General features: G+C 71.4%; 15 protein-coding genes. 11 read left to right on the top strand and 4 right to left on the bottom strand.

What is annotated here, in order from left to right; genetic code table 11:
* Positions 1-146: 146 nt before the first annotated feature.
* Entirely contained in the window at positions 147-788 is a 642-nt protein-coding gene (locus tag E1293_RS19690) for a LuxR C-terminal-related transcriptional regulator (RefSeq protein WP_132198894.1), read from the bottom strand.
* A gap of 52 nt (positions 789-840) precedes the next feature.
* Positions 841-2034, bottom strand: a complete 1194-nt coding sequence (locus E1293_RS19685) for an ATP-binding protein (protein WP_243716334.1) — start codon at positions 2032-2034, stop codon at positions 841-843.
* A 150-nt stretch (positions 2035-2184) separates the two neighbouring features.
* Here E1293_RS19685 and E1293_RS19680 point away from each other — a divergent pair, with 150 nt between their 5' ends.
* The 4 genes from E1293_RS19680 to E1293_RS19665 all read left to right on the top strand — a co-directional run bounded on the left by E1293_RS19680 (position 2185) and on the right by E1293_RS19665 (position 6516).
* Positions 2185-3450: a PspC domain-containing protein gene (locus E1293_RS19680; protein ID WP_165978308.1), complete on the top strand. Its 1266-nt coding sequence runs from the start codon at positions 2185-2187 to the stop codon at positions 3448-3450.
* Positions 3443-3667: a hypothetical protein gene (locus tag E1293_RS19675; RefSeq protein WP_132198892.1), complete on the top strand. Its 225-nt coding sequence runs from the start codon at positions 3443-3445 to the stop codon at positions 3665-3667. Before E1293_RS19680 ends, E1293_RS19675 begins: the two co-directional genes overlap by 8 nt.
* A 98-nt stretch (positions 3668-3765) precedes the next feature.
* Positions 3766-4473, top strand: a complete 708-nt coding sequence (locus tag E1293_RS19670; RefSeq protein WP_132198891.1) for a TetR/AcrR family transcriptional regulator — start codon at positions 3766-3768, stop codon at positions 4471-4473.
* Positions 4474-4638: 165 nt separating this feature from the next.
* Complete coding sequence (locus E1293_RS19665; RefSeq protein WP_132198890.1) at positions 4639-6516, top strand: Vgb family protein; 1878 nt, start codon at positions 4639-4641, stop codon at positions 6514-6516.
* Between the two features lie 51 nt (positions 6517-6567).
* Here the strand turns inward: E1293_RS19665 and E1293_RS19660 are convergent, their stop codons facing one another.
* On the bottom strand, positions 6568-7002 hold the full coding sequence (locus E1293_RS19660) for a cupin domain-containing protein (protein ID WP_132198889.1): 435 nt from the start codon (positions 7000-7002) through the stop codon (positions 6568-6570).
* A 452-nt stretch (positions 7003-7454) separates the two neighbouring features.
* Here E1293_RS19660 and E1293_RS19655 point away from each other — a divergent pair, with 452 nt between their 5' ends.
* The 7 genes from E1293_RS19655 to E1293_RS19625 all read left to right on the top strand — a co-directional run bounded on the left by E1293_RS19655 (position 7455) and on the right by E1293_RS19625 (position 14544).
* Positions 7455-7829 carry a peptidase inhibitor family I36 protein gene (locus E1293_RS19655; RefSeq protein ID WP_132198888.1) on the top strand — a complete coding sequence of 125 codons (375 nt, stop codon included), beginning with the start codon at positions 7455-7457 and terminating at the stop codon, positions 7827-7829.
* Positions 7830-8188: 359 nt separating this feature from the next.
* Positions 8189-8896 (top strand): peptidoglycan-binding domain-containing protein, encoded by a 708-nt coding sequence (locus E1293_RS19650; protein WP_132198887.1) that lies wholly within the window; start codon positions 8189-8191, stop codon positions 8894-8896.
* 189 nt (positions 8897-9085) lie between these two features.
* Complete coding sequence (locus E1293_RS19645; RefSeq protein ID WP_132198886.1) at positions 9086-9577, top strand: (2Fe-2S)-binding protein; 492 nt, start codon at positions 9086-9088, stop codon at positions 9575-9577.
* Complete coding sequence (locus E1293_RS19640; protein WP_132198885.1) at positions 9574-11973, top strand: xanthine dehydrogenase family protein molybdopterin-binding subunit; 2400 nt, start codon at positions 9574-9576, stop codon at positions 11971-11973. Before E1293_RS19645 ends, E1293_RS19640 begins: the two co-directional genes overlap by 4 nt.
* Positions 11970-12821 carry an FAD binding domain-containing protein gene (locus E1293_RS19635; RefSeq protein ID WP_132198884.1) on the top strand — a complete coding sequence of 284 codons (852 nt, stop codon included), beginning with the start codon at positions 11970-11972 and terminating at the stop codon, positions 12819-12821. Before E1293_RS19640 ends, E1293_RS19635 begins: the two co-directional genes overlap by 4 nt.
* A gap of 153 nt (positions 12822-12974) precedes the next feature.
* Positions 12975-13751 (top strand): SRPBCC family protein, encoded by a 777-nt coding sequence (locus E1293_RS19630; RefSeq protein WP_243716333.1) that lies wholly within the window; start codon positions 12975-12977, stop codon positions 13749-13751.
* 91 nt (positions 13752-13842) lie between these two features.
* Positions 13843-14544, top strand: a complete 702-nt coding sequence (locus E1293_RS19625; RefSeq protein WP_165978307.1) for a class I SAM-dependent methyltransferase — start codon at positions 13843-13845, stop codon at positions 14542-14544.
* Positions 14545-14554: 10 nt separating this feature from the next.
* Here E1293_RS19625 and E1293_RS19620 read toward each other — a convergent pair whose 3' ends face one another.
* The gene (locus E1293_RS19620) at positions 14555-18073 is read right to left on the bottom strand and encodes a bifunctional glycosyltransferase/CDP-glycerol:glycerophosphate glycerophosphotransferase (protein WP_165978306.1); all 3519 of its coding nucleotides are present in this window, start codon (positions 18071-18073) and stop codon (positions 14555-14557) included.
* Positions 18074-18080 lie beyond the last annotated feature (7 nt).

Genomic DNA, 18080 nt, shown 5'->3' with positions numbered 1-18080 from the left:
GGGGGAGGGTAGGTCATGGGGAGCGACTGTCCCATATCGGACGGTATCCATGATCACGCGTCCGGCGAATCGAATATTACGATTGACTCACAGTCATGCTGAAAGAGGTTAGGCCGCGACCTCGGGTGGGCAGAAGACGTCGCTCGTCAGACGAGCCGGCGGGCGGCGGCCCAGCGCGACAGCTCATGCCGGTTCGACAGCTGCAGCTTCCGCAGGACGCTGCTCACATGCGTCTCCACCGTCTTCACCGAGATGAACAGCTCCTTCGCGATCTCCTTGTAGGCGTAGCCGCGCGCGATCAGCCGCAGCACGTCCCGCTCCCGCTGGGTGATCTGGTCCAGCTCCGGGTCGACGGCCGGGACGTCCGACGCGGCGAACGCGTCCAGCACGAACCCGGCGAGGCGCGGCGAGAACACCGCGTCGCCCTCCGCGACCCGGCCGATCGCGTCGGTCAGCTCCGGCCCGGAGATCGTCTTGGTGACGTAGCCGCGCGCCCCGCCCCGGACCACGCCGATCACGTCCTCCGCGGCGTCCGACACCGACAGCGCGAGGAACTTGGACGTCACGGCGCCGTGCAGCCGCCGCAGCACCTCGATGCCCCCGCCGCCGGGCAGGTGGACGTCCAGCAGCACCACGTCCGGCTGCGTCCCGCGGATCACCGCGACCGCCTCGTCGACGTCGCCGGCCTCCCCGACGATCTCGACCCCGCCGCCCAGCTCCGCCTTCACGCCGGTCCGGAACATCTGGTGGTCGTCGACCAGCACGACCCTCTTCAACGCCTCACTCATGCCCTGCTCCTTCGAGGGGGGACGACCCCCCGCACCCCCCGCATCGCTGCGCTCACGACTTCTTGATCTCCAGCCGCACCTCGGTGCCCTCGCCCGGCGCGGTGCGGACGGTCGCCTTGCCGCCGTTGCGTTCCATACGTCCGATGATGGACCCCCGGACGCCCATCCGGTCCGCCGGGACCTGGTCGAGGTCGAATCCCTTGCCGCGGTCCCGGACGAAGATGGCGATCTCGTCCCCCTCCACCTCCGCGTACACCGACACCGAGGGCGCCTCCGCGTACTTGGCGGCGTTCACCATCGCCTCCCGCGCGGCCTGCAGCGTGGCGCCGAGCCGCTCGTCGAGCGCCGTGTCCCCCACGCAGACGACCTCGATCGGCACGTTGTGGTCGTCCTCGACCTCGCCGGCCGCCTCCCGGATCGCGGCGGCGAACGTCTGGTCGGGGTCGGCGCGCGGCTGGTAGAGCCAGCTGCGCAGCGTCCGCTCCTGGGATCGGGCGAGCCGCTGCACCTCCCGCGTGTCGTGCGCGTTGCGCTGGATGAGCGTCAGCGTGTGCAGCACCGAGTCGTGGATGTGCGCGGCCAGCTCGGCGCGCTCCTGCGACCGGATGCGCTCGTGCCGCTCGGAGTCCAGGTCCTGCCAGAGCCGCACCACCCACGGCGTCACGATCACCGCGACCCCGGTGAGGATGATCAGCATGGCGATGACGACCGACCGCGCCTGGGCGGCCTCCACCTTCTGCGCCACGAACCCGCCGATGCCGCCGACGACGAGGAGCAGGCCGAGCAGGCTGCGCAGCCACCGCTGGCGCAGCGGGAGCGTCCAGCGCTGCCGCTGGTCCCGGTCGGCCTGCTGCCACAGGATCGCGGCGCCGACCCCGCCGACGATGAACGGCCATAGCGCCCACTGGGCGACCCCGGCCGCACCCCACGGCAGCGCCGCGAGGCCCAGCGCGACCGCCGCGTAGGCGAGCAGCTGGCCCCAGTCCCGCCCGCGGCGCCGTCCAGCGGGACTTTCCGGCCGCTCGGCGACGGGCACCAGGATCCAGAACGCGGCGTACGCGGCGACGCCGAGCCCGCTCGCCATCGTGAGCAGGACGAACGCGGCCCGGACGAGGAACACGTCCACGCCGAGGTGCCCCGCCAGACCGCGGCACACCCCGGCGACGAGCCGCCCCTCGGGGGCGCGCTCCAGCCGGGCCGGCGCGACGGGCGTCGCTCCCTGCCGCTCGGCCGTCTCCTCGCTCACCGGCGCCCTTCCCTAGGTTCTCCCACGTCATCGATCGTCACACGCCCGGCCGCGAACCGCATCAGGGAACCACCCCGGGCCCGCCTCAGGGTCGGAATCAGGGACGTCCCCGATGGCCTCCGGCAGGGTTGACGCGCGACGATGGCTGCCATGGGCGAGCAGAAGCAGACGCAGGAGCCGGAGTACCGGCGACTGGCGCGGGACGCCGACAAGCGCCTGATCGTCGGCGTGTGCACCGGCCTCGGCCGGTACACCGGCATCGACCCCGTCGTGTTCCGGGTCGGGTTCGCGATCCTGGTCCTCGCGCACGGGCAGGGGATCTTCCTCTACATCGTCGCGGCGGTGCTGATGCCGGCGAGCGCCGGCGAGTCGTCGTTCGCCGAGCAGCTCATCAAGCGGTGGTTCGACGGGCAGGCCGTCCTGTCGGTCCTCGGCGCGCTGCTGGCCGTCGGCGTCGCGCTCAGCCTGTTCGGCGGCGTCTCGACCGACGCGATCGCGATACTCGTGGTGTTCGCGCTGGTGCTGCTCGTCGCGCACTCGCGGGGCGTCGACCTGGTGGCGGTGGCGCGGTCGGTGCCGGAGCGGGTCACCGGGCACCCGCCGGAGCCGTCCGCCGCCTGGACGCGGTCGGAGAGCGCCTCCGTCGGCGGCGTGTCGCTCGGCAAGGAGGTGCCGGCCGGGACGAGCGGCCTGCCCGCGGGCATGATCGATCTCGCCGCGTACTCGGCCGCGCTGACGGACGCGCCCGGCACCGCGCCCGCGACCGTCCCGGCCGCGCGGCCGGCGAAGTGCGGCGGCGACCGGCAGGGCTCGCCGGTGGCGACGATCACGCTGCTGGCGGCGATGGCCGCGGGCGCGGCGATGATCCCGGTCGCGAAGGCGTACCAGGCCCCGGACTCCTGGCTGATCGTCATGGCGCCCGCGCTCGCCGTCATCGGGTTCGGCCTCGTCCTCGGCGGCTGGTTCCGGACCCGCGGCCTCGCGGCGGCCGGCACCGTGCTGACCCTCGCGATGCTGACCACCTCGGTCGTGGGCGACGTCCCGCGCAACGCCGAGTACGGGGACATCGACTGGCGGCCCACCGATCTCGGGCAGACGCACCAGGTCTACAAGGTGGGCGTCGGGCAGGGCGATCTCGACCTGACGGCCCTGCCGGTCGCCGCCGGGCAGCGCGTCAGCATCGACGCCCGGGTGGGGCTCGGCGGGCTGAGGGTCACGGTGCCGCCCACCGCCCGCGTCATGGTGGACGCGAAGATCACGCTCGGCGACGTGCGCGTCGAGGCCCGGACGACGAGCGGGCCGAACGCCAAGGTCGTCCGGACGCTGGAACCGGGCGGCGCCGCGGCCGCGAACCCGCCGGTGATCGTCCTGCGGATCCGCGGGAAGCTCGGAGATGTGGACGTGCACCGTGGCTGAGCAGCAGAAGCGGACGAAGAGGCGGTTCCGGTTCGATCCGGCCGGGCCGGTGACCGGGCTGTTCTTCCTCGTCCTCGCCGGGCTGTTCCTCTCGGACGGCCTGTCGGAGGTGGACGGCGTCCCTCCGGAGGTGCTGATCCCGGTCGTGCTGATCGGCCTCGGGCTCGTCGGGACCGTCCGGGTGCTCACCCGGGCGCGGCGCCGCAACCTGCGCTGACGCGCGTCCGCGAGCCACGCCGCACCGGCCGGGCCTTCCCCCCATGCCGGGGACGGGAAGTAACCTGATCCCGACGGCAGGTGACGGAACGAGGTTCGATGTCGGGACAAACCGGGACACCAGAGGCGGGTTGCGCGGCGGACGTGCTGCCCGGCTCCCGGTCGGCGCTCGACCCCGGCCGCGCCATCAAGCCGGGCCGGCACGGGCTCTCCCCCGAGACCGTCGCCGGCATCCAGCGCGAGCGGCTCATCGACGCGTTCGTCCACGTCGTCTCCGACCACGGCTTCGCGCACACCACGATCAGCCGGGTCACCGAGGGCGCGGGCGTCACGAAGAAGACGTTCTACACGCACTTCGCCGACCTCGACGAATGCTTCCTCGCCGCCTACCAGCGCGGCATGGACATCCTGATCCGGCGCATGACGGAGGCGTACGAGGCGGCGCCGTCCTGGCCGGACGGGATCCACGCGGCGCTGCGGACGCTCCTCGCCGCCCTGGCGCGGGAGCCGAAGTTCGCGCGGGCGTCGCTGGTCGAGGTGAACGCGGCGGGCCCGCAGGTCCGGCAGTCGCGCATCGACAACCTCACGCGGTTCCGCGCCTTCTTCGACGACTCCTCCCTGGCGCCCGTCCCGGTCGCCGTGGTGGACGCGATCGTCGGCGGCATCTACAGCGCGATCCACGTCCAGATGGAGACGGGCGAGGCGGCCGAGCTGCCGTCGCTGCTGCCGTCCCTCACCTATTTCGTGCTGCTTCCCCTCGTCGGGCGCGAGGCCGCGTCCCCGTTCCTGACCGACCGGCCCGGCTGACCGACCGGCCCGGCTGACCGACCGGCCCGGCTGACCGACCGGCCCGGCTGACCGGAAGCGGCCTGCGGGCCGCGGCCGCCTTGACGTGAAAAACCTACGGGTTTCTATTGACGGTGGATCTTGTTTCGGAGCCGGGGGCCTCGACACCGCCAAGGAGGGGATGGCATGCGCCATCGACGCAGGAGAGCGCTTTCACTTGCCGCGGCGCTGACGCTCGGAGCGGGCGCCCTGGCGGCCGTCCCCGGTGTCGCCGCCGCCGCGAGCCCGGTCACCGAGATCGCCCTCCCGGTGCCGGACGTCGTGCCGTCCGGGCTCGCCGCCGGACCCGGCGGGAGCGTCTGGTACGCCGCGAACAGCGGCGGCATCGGCCGCGTCGACGCCGCCGGGAAGGTCACCGAGTACGCCGTCGGCGAGAACTCCAAGGACCTCCTCGGCATCCCGGACGCGATGGCCGCCGCGCCGGACGGGTCGCTGTGGTTCACCGACATCTCCACGACCGTCCCGCGCGTCGGCCACGTGGACCCGGCGACCGGCAAGGCCGCCCTCTACGAACTCCCCGCCACCGGAACCGTGAACTTCAAGAACGCCCAGATCACCGGCATCACGCCCGGACCGGACGGCGCCATGTGGTTCACCGGCCGCTCCTCGGGCGCGATCGGACGGATCGACGCGTCCGGCACCGTCACCGCCTACGCCACCGGGCTCGTCCCCCACGAGCTCACCACCGGCCCGGACAAGGCGATCTGGTTCACCACCAGCGGCGGCACCATCGGACGGCTCGACCCCGCCACCGGCGAGGTCGCGTCCTACCCGACGCCGAACGGCCGCAACGGCAACCCCGTCATGGGCGGCATCGTCACCGGACCCGACGGCGACCTCTGGTTCACCGAGCCCGGCGCCGGCAAGGTCGCCCGCATCGACCCGGCGACCCACGCGGTCACCGAGTACGCCACTCCCGTCGCCGACTCCATGCCGAGCGGCATCGCCGCCGGCCCGGACGGGAAGCTGTGGGTCACCGAGTCCGCGGCCAGCAACATCGCGAGCGTCGACCCGCTCGCCGGCGCGATGCGGGAGTACCCGCTGCCGGCGACGCTGTCCGCACCGGCCCGGATCATCAGCGGCCCCGGCGGCCGGCTGTGGTTCACCGAGCCCGGACGCGGCCTGATCGGCCGTCTGGACCCCGCCTCGCCACCGGGCGGCACCCGCAACCCCGCCGTCCCGCCCGTCCGCGCCGGGTCCTCCCCCAACGGCGCGGCGCGCTTCATGAACCAGTGCCCGGCCGGGCAGATCTGCCAGACCCAGGTCACCACCGGCGGCAGCGTCAAGATCGGCTCGTTCGAGCAGGAGCTGCCGGCCGGCGCCATCCGCATCAGCGGCTACCTGGGCGCGGCGGACGAGACCGGTGACCTCGTGCTGAAGCCCCCGGTCGCCGGGCGGCAGCTGGAGTCGGCGCCGGTCGAGGTGCCCGGCGGGCTGATCGGGCAGCTCCCGCTCGTCGGGCCGGTCCTCGGCAAGACGCCCGCGGCGATGTGGGACGTCAACCGGCTGACGGTCACGCAGTCGCTCGCCGGCCCGATCCACGTGTCGCTGTCGGGCGGCGGGCTCGGCGCCAAGGCGTCGCTGAACGTCCACCTCAACAACCAGCTGCTCGGCACGACCTGCGTCATCGGGCCCATCGAGGCGAACCTCGCGCCCGCCTTCCGGACCGGGTCCCTCGCCTTCAACCCGGCCCTGTCGTGGGGGTCCGCGCAGATCGGCATCGACGCGCCCGTCGCCGTCCCCGCCGCGAAGGGCTGCGGCCCGTTCGGGATCCTGGACGGCGTCATCAACCAGATGATGGGGCTGCCGTCGCCCGCGTCGGCGAACACGATGAAGCTGACCGGCGTCCTCAGCCTCGCGGCCGGGATCAACCCGGGCAACACGCCGCAGTCCCGCACCCCCGCCGCGGAGACCGAACTGCTGAAGGACGCCCGCACCCCGGTGCTGCCCGGCGACCTCCCGGCCGCCCCGCGGAGGACCACCGTCCGGGTCGCCCCGCGCTGACCCCGTGAGCCGCGCGCGGCGGGCCTTCCCCCGGGGCCCGTCGCGCGCCCGTCAGCCGGCCGGGCGGTCCAGGGACCGTGCCGCGCCGGCGTGCAGGGTGACCGCGAACGCCGGCCCGGGGTTGGTCAGCGCGGACGAACCGCCGTGCACCCGGACCCGGTTGGCCGGCAGCGGACGCCCGGTCACCCCGCGCCCGGTGATCGTCACCTCCGCGACCTCGCCCGCGATCAGGGTGCTGACCTGGTCGTGGACCGTCCCGCCGTGGCCGGGCGGCCAGGTGGTCAGCCACGTGTCGTCGTCCAGGGGGATGTGCACCGGCCCGCCGTCGTCGAACCGGACGAGCCCCCACCACTCGCCGGGGTGGGCCGCCAGGTCGCGGACGCGCGCGGCGAGCTGCCCCACGGTCGGCGGACGGACGGTGCCGGCGCGGCCGTGCGGATCGTCCTGGCCGCGCATGGTGAGATCGGGAACCACGGAGAGGTCCACGGGAAAGGGTCCTTCGTGTACGTGTGTCGGCCGGAATGAACAGGGATCAGCGACAACACGAAGGACACAGCGCGCTGGCCACGCGGCCCAGGGCCACGGGGCTGTCGATCGACAGGCGCTTCGTCACGGAGACAAGGAGACACTCGGTAACCGAACCTTGTCAAGCTCAGCGGCTGAGGATCAGGTAGACGACCCAGGTGAGGACCAGGGTCACGACCAGCGACCCCAGACACCCCAGCCGGGACGAGAAGAAGAACATACGGCGCCCCTACCCCGATTCCGGGAACTATCGCCTGCTCAAGACCGCCACACCCGGCGGGCGGCGAACTACGCCCCGCCTCCTGCCGCCGCGTCCGCCGAGCCGTGTCGAAAAGGGACTCTGACTTGCGATTGAACCGGATGTATACCGGGCCGTTCTAGCGTTCGGGCACCTCGAGAAAAGGGAGGAAAACGTGAACGGGAAACGTTTTGTCATTCCGCTGGCGGCCGCGGTCCTCACCATGGGCTCGGTCATCGGGACGGCCGACGCCGCCGAGGCGCCCGCCAAGGCACCCGAACCGCGTCTCGCGGCCAGCTGCCCTTACACCGCGATCTGCGTCTGGAGCGGCCCGAACTACACGGGCACCAAGAAGACCTACTGGTCGTGCGACAACCACGCCGTCGACTTCTTCGGGCCGATCTCCTACCTCAACAACCAGACGCCCGGAACAGTGGCGATGTTCAAGACGCAGAACGGCTGGAATGTCGCGACGCCGGGCGCGAGGAGCCACGACGCCTCCGTCGGCAGCTCGAAGACCTACTTCTACTACGTCGATCCCTGCGACTGAGGGCGCGGGTCCCGGCGGCGCCCACCCTGGGCGCCGCCGGAGTCTTACCTGGTGGAGAGGTTGTTTCGGCGGTCGGGTGTGTTTTCGGGCGAAAACCGGAGATGTACGAGGTCAGCCCATTACGGTCGGTTGTGAGCCGCCCACGGAATGAGGCGGCCCTCGCCGGCAGACGAGACGACGCTCCCGGAGGAGCATGTGACCCCCCAAAGCAGGACAGACGCCAACGAATCGGCCCATATGGATGAAGTGGACGTGAATCCAGACGTCCATCGGGCCACCGAACCCGACGAGGAGCAGATCCTCAGAGAGCTGTACGGCGAACCGGACGCCGACGGGATCTTCCGCGGGGAGGGCTCCGGATGAGCGCCGCGGGAATGATCGCCGAAGCCCGCAAGTCGCTCGGGATGTCGGGCCGTCCCAACACCATCACCAAGGAGTACGCGTCCAGGCACGGGGACGAGTTCCTCAACGCGTCCTGGTGCGACATGGGCATCACCTACTGGGCGCGGCACAGCGGCAACGCGTCCGCCGTCCTCCCGGGCGGCGACCGCGCGTACACCGTGTGGCACGCACAGGACTTCGAGAAGGCCGGACGGTGGCACAGCGGGACGACCGCCAGCGTCAACCAGGCGAAGCCGGGCGACATCGTCTTCTTCGACTGGGGCGCCACCAACCAGATCGGCGCGATCGACCATGTCGGCGTCGTCGAGAAGGTCCTCGGCGGCGGACGGCTGCAGACCATCGAGGCCAACACGAGCGACGCGGTGAAGCGCCGCGTACGCGATTCCGGTGTCATCGCCGGTTACGGACGGCCCGCCTACGGCGGGGGCAACTGGACGGAGGACATGGTGAAGAAGCTCCCGGAGCTGGGCAAGGGCGACACCGGGGAGCACGTGCAGAGCGTGCAGGGGCTGCTGGCGGCGCGCAGCCACCCCGAGGTGAGCATGACCGGGAAGTTCGACGACGCGACCGAGGCCGCCGTGAAGGCGGTGCAGCGGTGGGGAGGCGTGGACGACGACGGTGTCGTCGGCGCGCAGACCTGGCCGGTTCTGCTTCGCGTGCACTAACCGCCATCGATCCGTCACACGTCGGTAAATAAGCGAGCCTGGGGACTAGTACGGGATTCAACCGCGGATTAGGTTCGTAGGGTCGCCTTCCACGGAGGTGGCCCCGATGACGTGGCCGGATCAGCGCGCCCCGCCCAGGGACGTCTCTCTCTGCGAGTGTCCACCCCGAGACGTCCCTGGGAGAAACGCATGCCACGTATCCGTGTCGAGGTCGACGGTACGACGTACGAGGACGACGTCGAACCGCGCCTGCTTCTCGTCCACTATCTACGCGAACGGCTGGGAAAGGTCGGGACCCCGGTCGGGTGCGACACCAGCAACTGCGGTGCTTGCACCGTTCTGATGGACGGGGTGAGCGTGAAGAGCTGCTCCGTCCTCGCCGTCCAGGCGGACGGCCGTGACGTGACGACCGTCGAGGGCCTCGGCGCCGGCGGCGGTACGCACCCGATGCAGCGCGCCTTCCACGAGGAGCACGCGCTCCAGTGCGGCTACTGCACACCCGGAATGATCATGGCGTCGCTCGACCTGCTGCGGGAGAACGCCGACCCGTCCGAGGACGAGGTCCGGGAGGGGCTCGAAGGCAACCTGTGCAGGTGCACCGGCTACCAGAACATCGTCAAGGCCGTCCGGCGCGCCGCGGGCGAGATGCGCGAGCCCGGCCGGCAGGAGGTGACGCCGTGACCGTGCAGGAGGTAGGCAGCCCGCGCAAGCGGTCGGAGGACGCCCGGCTCATCACCGGCCGGACGCGGTGGACCGACAACATGACACCCGCGGGGACGCTGCACATCGCGTTCCTGCGCAGCCCGCACGCGCACGCCCGCATCACCGGTGTGGACACCGCGCCCGCGAAGGACCGTCCCGGAGTGGTCGCGGTGTTCAGCGGCCGGGATCTCGCCGCGGAGCAGGGTTCGCTGCCGTGCGCCTGGGTCGTGACAGACGACATGAAGCATCCGGACCATCCGCCCATGGCGGTGGAAGAGGTTCGCTACGTCGGTGAGCCCGTCGCGTGTGTCGTGGCCCGTGACAAGGCGGCGGCCGTTGATGCGCTGGAAGAGATCGACGTCGACTACGAGCCGATGTCCGCGGTGGTGGACATGGAGGCGGCCATAGCGGACGGCGCCGATCTGGTGCACGACGACCTGGAGACGAACAAGTCCTACACGTGGGTGTTCGAGAACGGAGATCTTGACGCCGCCATGAGGGACGCACCGGTCGTCTTGGAGCGCCGCTACGTCCAGCAGAGGCTCATCCCAACGGCGATGGAGCCGCGGTCGGTTCTGTGCGTCCCGGAGGGGGACGAGTACACGCTGTACTCGGCCACGCAGATCCCGCACATCCTGCGGCTGATGCTGGCCACGGTCACCGAGATCCCGGAGCACCGGATCCGGGTCGTCGCGCCGGACGTCGGCGGCGGGTTCGGGTCCAAGCTGCAGGTGTACGGGGAGGAGGTCATCGCGCTTCTGCTGGCCCGCAGGCTCGGCCGCCCGGTCAAGTGGACGGAGACGCGCAGCGAAGGCAACATGACCGTCCACCACGGGCGCGACCAGATCCAGCGCATCACGCTCGCGGCGGAGCGGGACGGCCGGATCCGCGGCCTGAAGGTGGATCTGCTGGCCGACATGGGCGCGTACCTGATGCTGGTCACTCCCGGCATCCCGCTGCTGGGCGCGTTCATGTTCAACGGCATCTACAAGATGGACGCGCTGTCGTTCACCTGCACGGGCGTCTTCACGACGAAGACGCCCACCGACGCCTACCGGGGCGCGGGCCGTCCGGAGGCCACGTACGCCATCGAGCGGATGATGGACGAGCTGGCCGCCGAACTGGGGCTCGACCCCATCGAGGTACGGCGCCGCAACTGGATCGAGCACGAGGAGTTCCCGTACGAGACGATCGCGGGCCTGACCTACGACTCCGGTAACTACGAGGCGGCGACGGCCAAGGCGCTGGAGCTGTTCGAGTACGACAAGCTGCGCGCGGAGCAGTCGGACAGGCGGGAACGGCAGGATCCGGTGCAGTTGGGCATCGGGGTGTCCACGTTCACGGAGATGTGCGGCCTGGCCCCGTCCCGCGTACTGGGATCGCTGTCGTACGGCGCCGGCGGCTGGGAGCATGCCGCGGTCCGCGTGCTGCCGTCGGGCAAGGTGGAAGTGGTCACCGGCTCGTCCGCGCATGGGCAGGGCCATGAGACGGCGTGGGCGCAGATCACCGCCGACCGGCTCGGCGTGCCGTTCGAGGACGTGAAGGTCCTGCACGGCGACACGGCGATCTCGCACAAGGGAATGGACACCTACGGGTCGCGTTCCCTGGCGGTAGGCGGGGTCGCGCTGTTCTCGGCCTGCGAGAAGGTCGTCGACAAGGCCCGGAAGGTGGCCGCGCATCTGCTGGAGGCCGCCGAACAGGACCTGGAGTTCACGGGCGGGCGGTTCAGCGTCCGCGGCGTCCAGGAGGAGGGCAGGACGCTGCAGGAGGTCGCGCTGGCCGCGTTCGCCGCGCACGACCTGCCGGACGGCATCGAACCGTCGCTGGACTCCGACGCCACGTTCGACCCGGACAACTTCTCCTTCCCGCACGGCACGCACCTGTGCGCCGCCGAGGTCGACACGGAGACCGGGATGGTGAAGCTCCGCAAGTACGTGGCCGTGGACGACGTCGGCAAGGTCGTCAACCCGCTCATCGTGGAGGGACAGGTCCACGGGGGGCTCGCGCAGGGCATCGCCCAGGCGCTCTACGAGGAGGCCGTGTACGACGCGGACGGCAACCTGACGACGACCACGATGGCCGACTACCTGATCCCGTCGGCCGCGGACCTGCCGTCGTTCACGACCGACCGCACCGAGACGCCGGCGACGTCCAACCCGATGGGCGTGAAGGGCGTCGGCGAGGCGGGCACGATCGCCTCGACCCCGGCGGTCGTCAACGCGATCGTCGACGCGCTGCGCCCGCACGGCGTGCACGACGTGCCGATGCCGTGCTCGCCCGAACGCGTGTGGCGCGCGATGCGCGCGGAGGACAAGCCCGCCGCGTCCGAACCGGGCGCGGGCGGCGGACTCGGCTCGGCCGGAGGTGCGCAGTGATCCCCGCGACGTTCGACTACGTCCGTCCCACGTCGGTGGACGACGCCTGCCGGGCGCTGGCCGACGCGGGCGAGGACGCGAAGGTCCTGGCCGGCGGGCAGAGCCTGATGCCGCTGCTGCGGATGCGGCTCGCGATCCCGGACGCGCTGATCGACCTGGACCGGCTCGACGGGCTCAGGGAGATCCGCGACGACGGCGACTCGCTCGTCATCGGCGCCATGGCGACGCACCACCAGGTGATGCGGGATCCGCTGGTGCGCGAGCACGCGCCGCTGCTCGCGCGCGCGACGGAGACGGTCGCCGACCCGGCGGTCCGGCATCGCGGCACGTTCGGCGGGTCGGTGGCCCATGCCGACCCTGCCGGTGACCTGCCCGCGGTCGCGCTGGCCCTGGACGCGGTGCTCGTCGTCCGATCGGTGCGGGGAGAGAGGGAGATCCCCGCGTCGGAGTTCTTCGTCGACTGGATGACGACGTCGATGGAGCCGGACGAGCTGCTCGTGGGCGTGCGCGTACCGAAGATGGGTTCGGGCTGGGGCGTGCACTACGAGAAGTTCCACCGTACGGCGCAGGCATGGGCGATCGTCGGTGTCGCGTGCGCCGTCCGCCGCAATGGGGACGGCGTTGAGGAGGCACGGGTCGCGCTGACCAACATGGGTCCGACCCCGGTCAGGGCCCATTCGGTGGAGGTCGCCGTAAGGGGGGCCGGTTCGGAGGACGCGTTCCGTACTGCCGCCGCGCAGGCCGCGGCCGGCACGGAGCCGCCCACGGACCTGCACGGGTCGTCGGAGTACCGGACGCATCTCGCGACGGTGCTGACGGCGCGCGCGCTGGCCGCCGCCGTGGGCTGACCCCGGCGAGGCCATGCGGCCGGGCCCCGCACGGGCCCGGCCGCATGGGCGGCGTGGCGCCGGGTACCGCTCGCCTGGCGGACCCCACTGGCGACGCGGTACGCGACCGCCGTAGGGTCGCGGCAAGGTCTCCGGACGATAAGGACATTGATCATGGAGCTCGACCACGATTTCACCGTCCCCGTACCGGTGGATCAGGCCTGGGCGGTACTGCTCGACGTGGAGCGCGTCGCGTCGTGCATGCCGGGCGCGACGCTCGACGGGGTCGAGGGCGAGGAGTACAGCGGCCGGATGAAGGTGAAGGTCGGCGCGATGACCATCACCTACCGCGGCACCGCGCGGATCGTCTCGGCGGACGAGTCGGCCCGGGTCGTCACCATGGACGCGTCCGGCAAGGAGGCGCGCGGGTCGGGGACCGCGGCGGCGACCGTCCAGGCGAAGCTGCACGAGGACGGCGGCACGACGCGCGTGACCGTCCACACCAAGCTGAACGTGACCGGGCGGCCCGCCCAGTTCGGGCGGAACATCCTGTCCGAGGTGGGTTCCAAGGTCATTGACCGGTTCGCCAAGGCGCTGGCGGCGGAGCTGGAGTCGTCCGGCGGCCCGGACGCGGCGGCACCCGCCGCGGATGCCCCCGCGGCGGCCCCAGAGAGCCCTGCCGAGTCCGCGGAGCCGGAAGTGAAGGCCGAGACGGGAGTGGCGTCCGCGAAGCCGGAGGAGGCCGCTGACGAGCCGGGGGCGGTCAAGGCCGAGACCTCCCGCCCGCCGCTCCGGGTGGCGAAGGAGCCCGTGGCGAGGGAGGACGACGCGATCGACCTGCTGGAGGTCGCGGGGCCGTCCGTCGCCAAGCGGGCCGTCCCGGCGCTCGGCGGCTTGGTCGCGATGGTGCTGGCCATCCGGTTCCTGGTGCGGCGGCGGAAGAAGCGCTGACGTCCCTGCCGGGTCAAACCGGGGTCAATGATCCGTTCGAGGGCGGCGGCGTCGATGGCACGGGCCGCCGCCGATGCCGTCGGGTTGTCCCGTGGACACCATCGAGCTTCAGCGGATCGCGCGGATCGAGAACGACAACTGGTGGTACCGCGAGCGCCGGGAGATCCTGTCCGCGGAACTGCTCCGGTTCAGCGTCCCCGGGACTGCCGTCGACATCGGTGCGGCGTCGGGTGCGTCCTGCCGTGTGCTGGCCGACCATCGCTGGGACGCTACGGCGATCGACCTGAGTCCGGCCGCCGTGGCGCTGGCCCGTGCGTACGGCGTGGAGGCGTACGAGGGTGACGCGCGCTATCTGCCGCTCCCCCCATGCGAATACGACCTGGCGCTGGCGTTGGACGTCCTTGCGCATGTAGAGGACGACGCGCGGGCCGTCGCGGAGATGGCGCGTGTGCTGCGCCCAGGCGGGACGGCACTGGTGTCCGTGCCGTGCGACATGGCCCTGTGGTCGGTACACGATGTGGCCCTCGGACGCGTCCGCCGCTACACGCGCCGTGCGCTGGTCGAGTTGCTGGAGAGCGCGGGCCTCGTGCTGGAGCGCGTGTGGAGCAGAGGCGTTCTGCACCGTCCGTTCCTGCGCGTTCTCAGGAACCGGACGGTGCGGCGCGAGGATCTGGCTCCGCTGCATCCGCTCGCCAACGAGGCCCTGCGCCTGTCCGCCGCGGCGGAGCGGCGCCTGCCGGTCTGCTCGTGGCCCGGCCTGTGGCTGTTCGCACGGGCCCGCCGCCCCGGCTGACCGGCCCGGCTCACTCCTCGCCGAAGATGCGGTCGACCGCCCTGGACGCGGCCTGGCCGTCGTCGTGCGGGCAGTACTTCACGAAGAAGCGGTCGTAGTCGTCCGCGTAGTCCTGCTCGCTGCCGGGGGCGGCCTTGACCGCCTCGGCGACCTCCGCGGACCTCTTCACGATCGGCCCCGGCGCCTCCGCCTCCAGGTCGAGGTAGAAGCCGCGCACGTGGTCGCGGTACCAGTCCAGGTCGTAGGTGTAGAGGACGATGGGCCGGCCCAGGATCGCGTAGTCGACCATCGCGGACGAGTAGTCCGTGACCAGGACGTCGGCCGCCATGTACAGCTCGGCTATGTCGGGGTAGCGGGACACGTCGATGACGAAGTGGTCGGGGCAGTCCGCGGTGACGCGGTCCCGGTCGGTGATGAGGTGATGTGCCCGCAGAAGGAGGACGTGGTCGTCGCCCAACGCGTTCCGCATGGTCTCTACGTCGAGCTCCAGCGAGAACCCGTGTTCGCCTTCTGCGTGGTGCCGGTCGTCCCGCCATGTCGGCGCGTAGAGGACGACCTTCTTGCCCGCCGGGATCCCCAGGCGCTTGCGTATGCGGGTTCCGATGCGCTCCCACTCGGGCGTGCTGAGGATGTCGTTGCGCGGATAGCCCGTCTCCAGCACTTCGCCGTCGTACTTGAACGCCCGCCGCATGACCTGGGTGGCGTGCGGGCTGGAAGTCAGCAGGTAGTCCCACCGCGCCACCTCCCGTTCCATCCAGTCCAGGCGTTCGGTGCGCTGGTACGGCATGTCCCGCAGGTCGTAGGCGAGCCGCTTCAGCGGGGTGCCGTGCCAGGTCTGGATGTAGGTCTGGCCCTCCCGCTTGACGTACCAGGGCGGCAGCTCGCGGTTGGTGACGACGTACCGGGCGCGCGCAAGGGTGCGGTAGTGCTCGCGGCTTCCGGCCATGACGGTCTGGGCCTTCCCGTCGACCGCGAACTGGCCGTCGCGGGAGACCCACACGCATTCCAGGTCGGTGCCGCGGCGGGTGAGCTCCTCGTAGATGGCCCGGGGGTTGCAGCTGTACTGGGAGCCGCTGTAGCTGTCGAACACGGCGATGTCCGCCAGCGGGCTGCGCAGGTAGACGGGGTAGTCCCGCTGCTGGAGAAGCAGTTGCGCGTGCCCGCCGCGCTCGTCGGTCTCCAGGGCGGGACGACTGTTCAGCGTCACGGCGTCTATCTGGTGTACGCCGACCTCGTACTCGTGCGTGCCGATACGTCGCCGGACCGGCAGGCGTGGAATGGCTTCACGTTCGACGACGACGGCGACCTCTTCCACGCGCGTGCGCGCGAGCAGGTCCCAGGTTCCGCTGCTCAGCGGGAGGTCCGTCCCGAAGACCGCCATGGTGGCGGGAGTGAACGCGGCGGTGAAGCGGTGCTCGTCCCACGTGACGGCGATGCGCTGCTCGTCGCCCGACCGGCGCCGCCGCAAGACGAAGTGGTCTGGACGGTCGTCCGGGTCGGCGAAGTCACCGCTGAGTGTGAGCAGCCCGTTCTCGTCCCATTCGGCGGCAGTGACGACGGGACGGAAGCTGCGTTCGACGCCGCGCAGATTGCCGAACGCCGTGCGCGTGAGGGCGAACTCCTTGCCGGAGGCGGGCAGGGCATGGCGGGCGGCTTTGACGTTGCTCGCAACGGTGAGCCTCAGCGCGCCGCCCTCGCCGGTGAGCCGGATGTCCCAGTCGATGGCGTCGCGCAGGTGCGCACCGTACGGCGCCTCACCGTCCGGGACGGAGACGAGGTATTCCAGGGGCAGCTTCGCCGTGAAGTCGAATCCGGTGCCCTCCGCCATCCGCAGCACGGCCGACTGGCGCAGCGTCACCTCTCCCCTGACCTCGGCTCCCCCGTACTTGCGCGACGCCACCATGGCGGCTCCCGCGCCGAGCGCACGCCGCGTCCAGCCGGTCAGGACGAGCATGTCGCCTTCGCGACAGGCCCTGGTGAGGACGGCCTTGGCCCGCTTGACGTGGACGACGAACACGTCGTCGTCGCCTGCCGCCGGCTGGACGGCCACGTGCTCGTCCACCTGCCGGGCCGCCGTCCACCGCACCGCCGGGGCCATCGCGGTGAGCCGCTGGACGGCCTTGCGCCCGGCCGCCGCGACCTCGGCGAACAGCTCATAGCTGGCGGTCCGCCATTCGTCGCCGTCCAGCAGGTACTCGGGCTCCACGCGGACGGTGAAGCCCGACCAGTCGTAGGAGACGTCCGTCCGGCCGGAGCGCGCCGTGACCTCCGGCACGCAGATGCGCTCAACCGGCAGCCGGATCTCCTTGCCCGTCCGCACATCACGCATCCAGACGCGGATCCGGGAATCCGTCGCCGACGACACGTCGAACCGGTCGAAGTGGGCGTGCCCTTCGACGATGAGGGTGTCGACGTCCCATTCGACACGGTCCACGTCCGCCCACAGGGCGAGTTCGTCGGTGACGTCGTACACGTCCTCCGGGACGTCCCGTTCCGGGTCGTCGAAGAAGGGGTAGCGGGCGTACCACCTCTGGCGGAGCCGTCCCCTGGGCACGAGCGGGACGTTCTGCAGCCCGCCCTCTTCGAAGCGGAGAACCTCCAGCAGTTCGGGCAGCATGCGCTCGCCGAGCAGGTACGACTCCAGCCGCCTGATCGCCTCCAAGCCGGTGGTGGCCGGACGACCGGCGTCTGCGACGACCTCCGCGCCGAGCTCGACCAGGCGTTCGCGTTCCTCCCACGTGGCCGCGGGCAGGGCGAGCATCAACTCGCGCACGTCCAGGTCCAGCGCGTACATGTCGTGGACGGTCAGCAGGTCCGGCGCGTACTCGCGGACGAAGTCCCGGACGTTGGCGAGCGTCGCCATGCGCTCGGTGATGTGGTCCGGTTCAGGATGTGTCCGCATGGCCGTCCCCGGACGGTCCCGCCAGAAGTAGACGGTCGCGTCCAGCACGTCGACGGCGGAGGCGAGTACCTGGGCCTGCGCGGCGACCAGCACGTCCTGCCCGGCTCCGAGCTGAAACCGGTGCGCGTCCCAGAACGAACGCCGGTAGACCTTGTTCCACACCGTCCTGTCTTGGAGGAGGGCAGGGTGACGGGTGACGTGCGTCGACTTCATGGTCTCGGCGTACGGGTCGCTGTGGAGCGGCGACTGCCACACCTGTCCCTCGTCCAGGCACATGACGTTTCCGCCCACGAGGTCCGAGCCCGTCGAATCCAGCGTCCCGACCATCAGCTCGTAGGCGTAGGGCGGCACCGCGTCCTCGGCGTCGGCGAAGGCCAGGTAGCGGCCCCTCGCCTGCTCGACTCCCGCGTCCGCGGGGGCCGTGCCGGGAGCGGGCTGCAGGAGCGTGAAGCGGTCGTCGCGTTCGGCGAACTCCTTGGCGACGACCGCTCCGCCGTCGCCCGGCCCGTCGGCCACCAGGAGCACCTCGATCTCGCGCAGCGTCTGCCCGGCGAGCGACTCCAGGCAGTCCGCCAGCCGCGCGCCGGTGGTGTGGAAGGGGACGACGATGCTTATCTGCGGGGACACGAGCGGC

Source organism: Actinomadura darangshiensis (assembly GCF_004349235.1).
In the GTDB taxonomy this organism is placed as follows: domain Bacteria; phylum Actinomycetota; class Actinomycetes; order Streptosporangiales; family Streptosporangiaceae; genus Spirillospora; species Spirillospora darangshiensis.
This window is presented reverse-complemented; position numbering and strand designations above follow the sequence as displayed.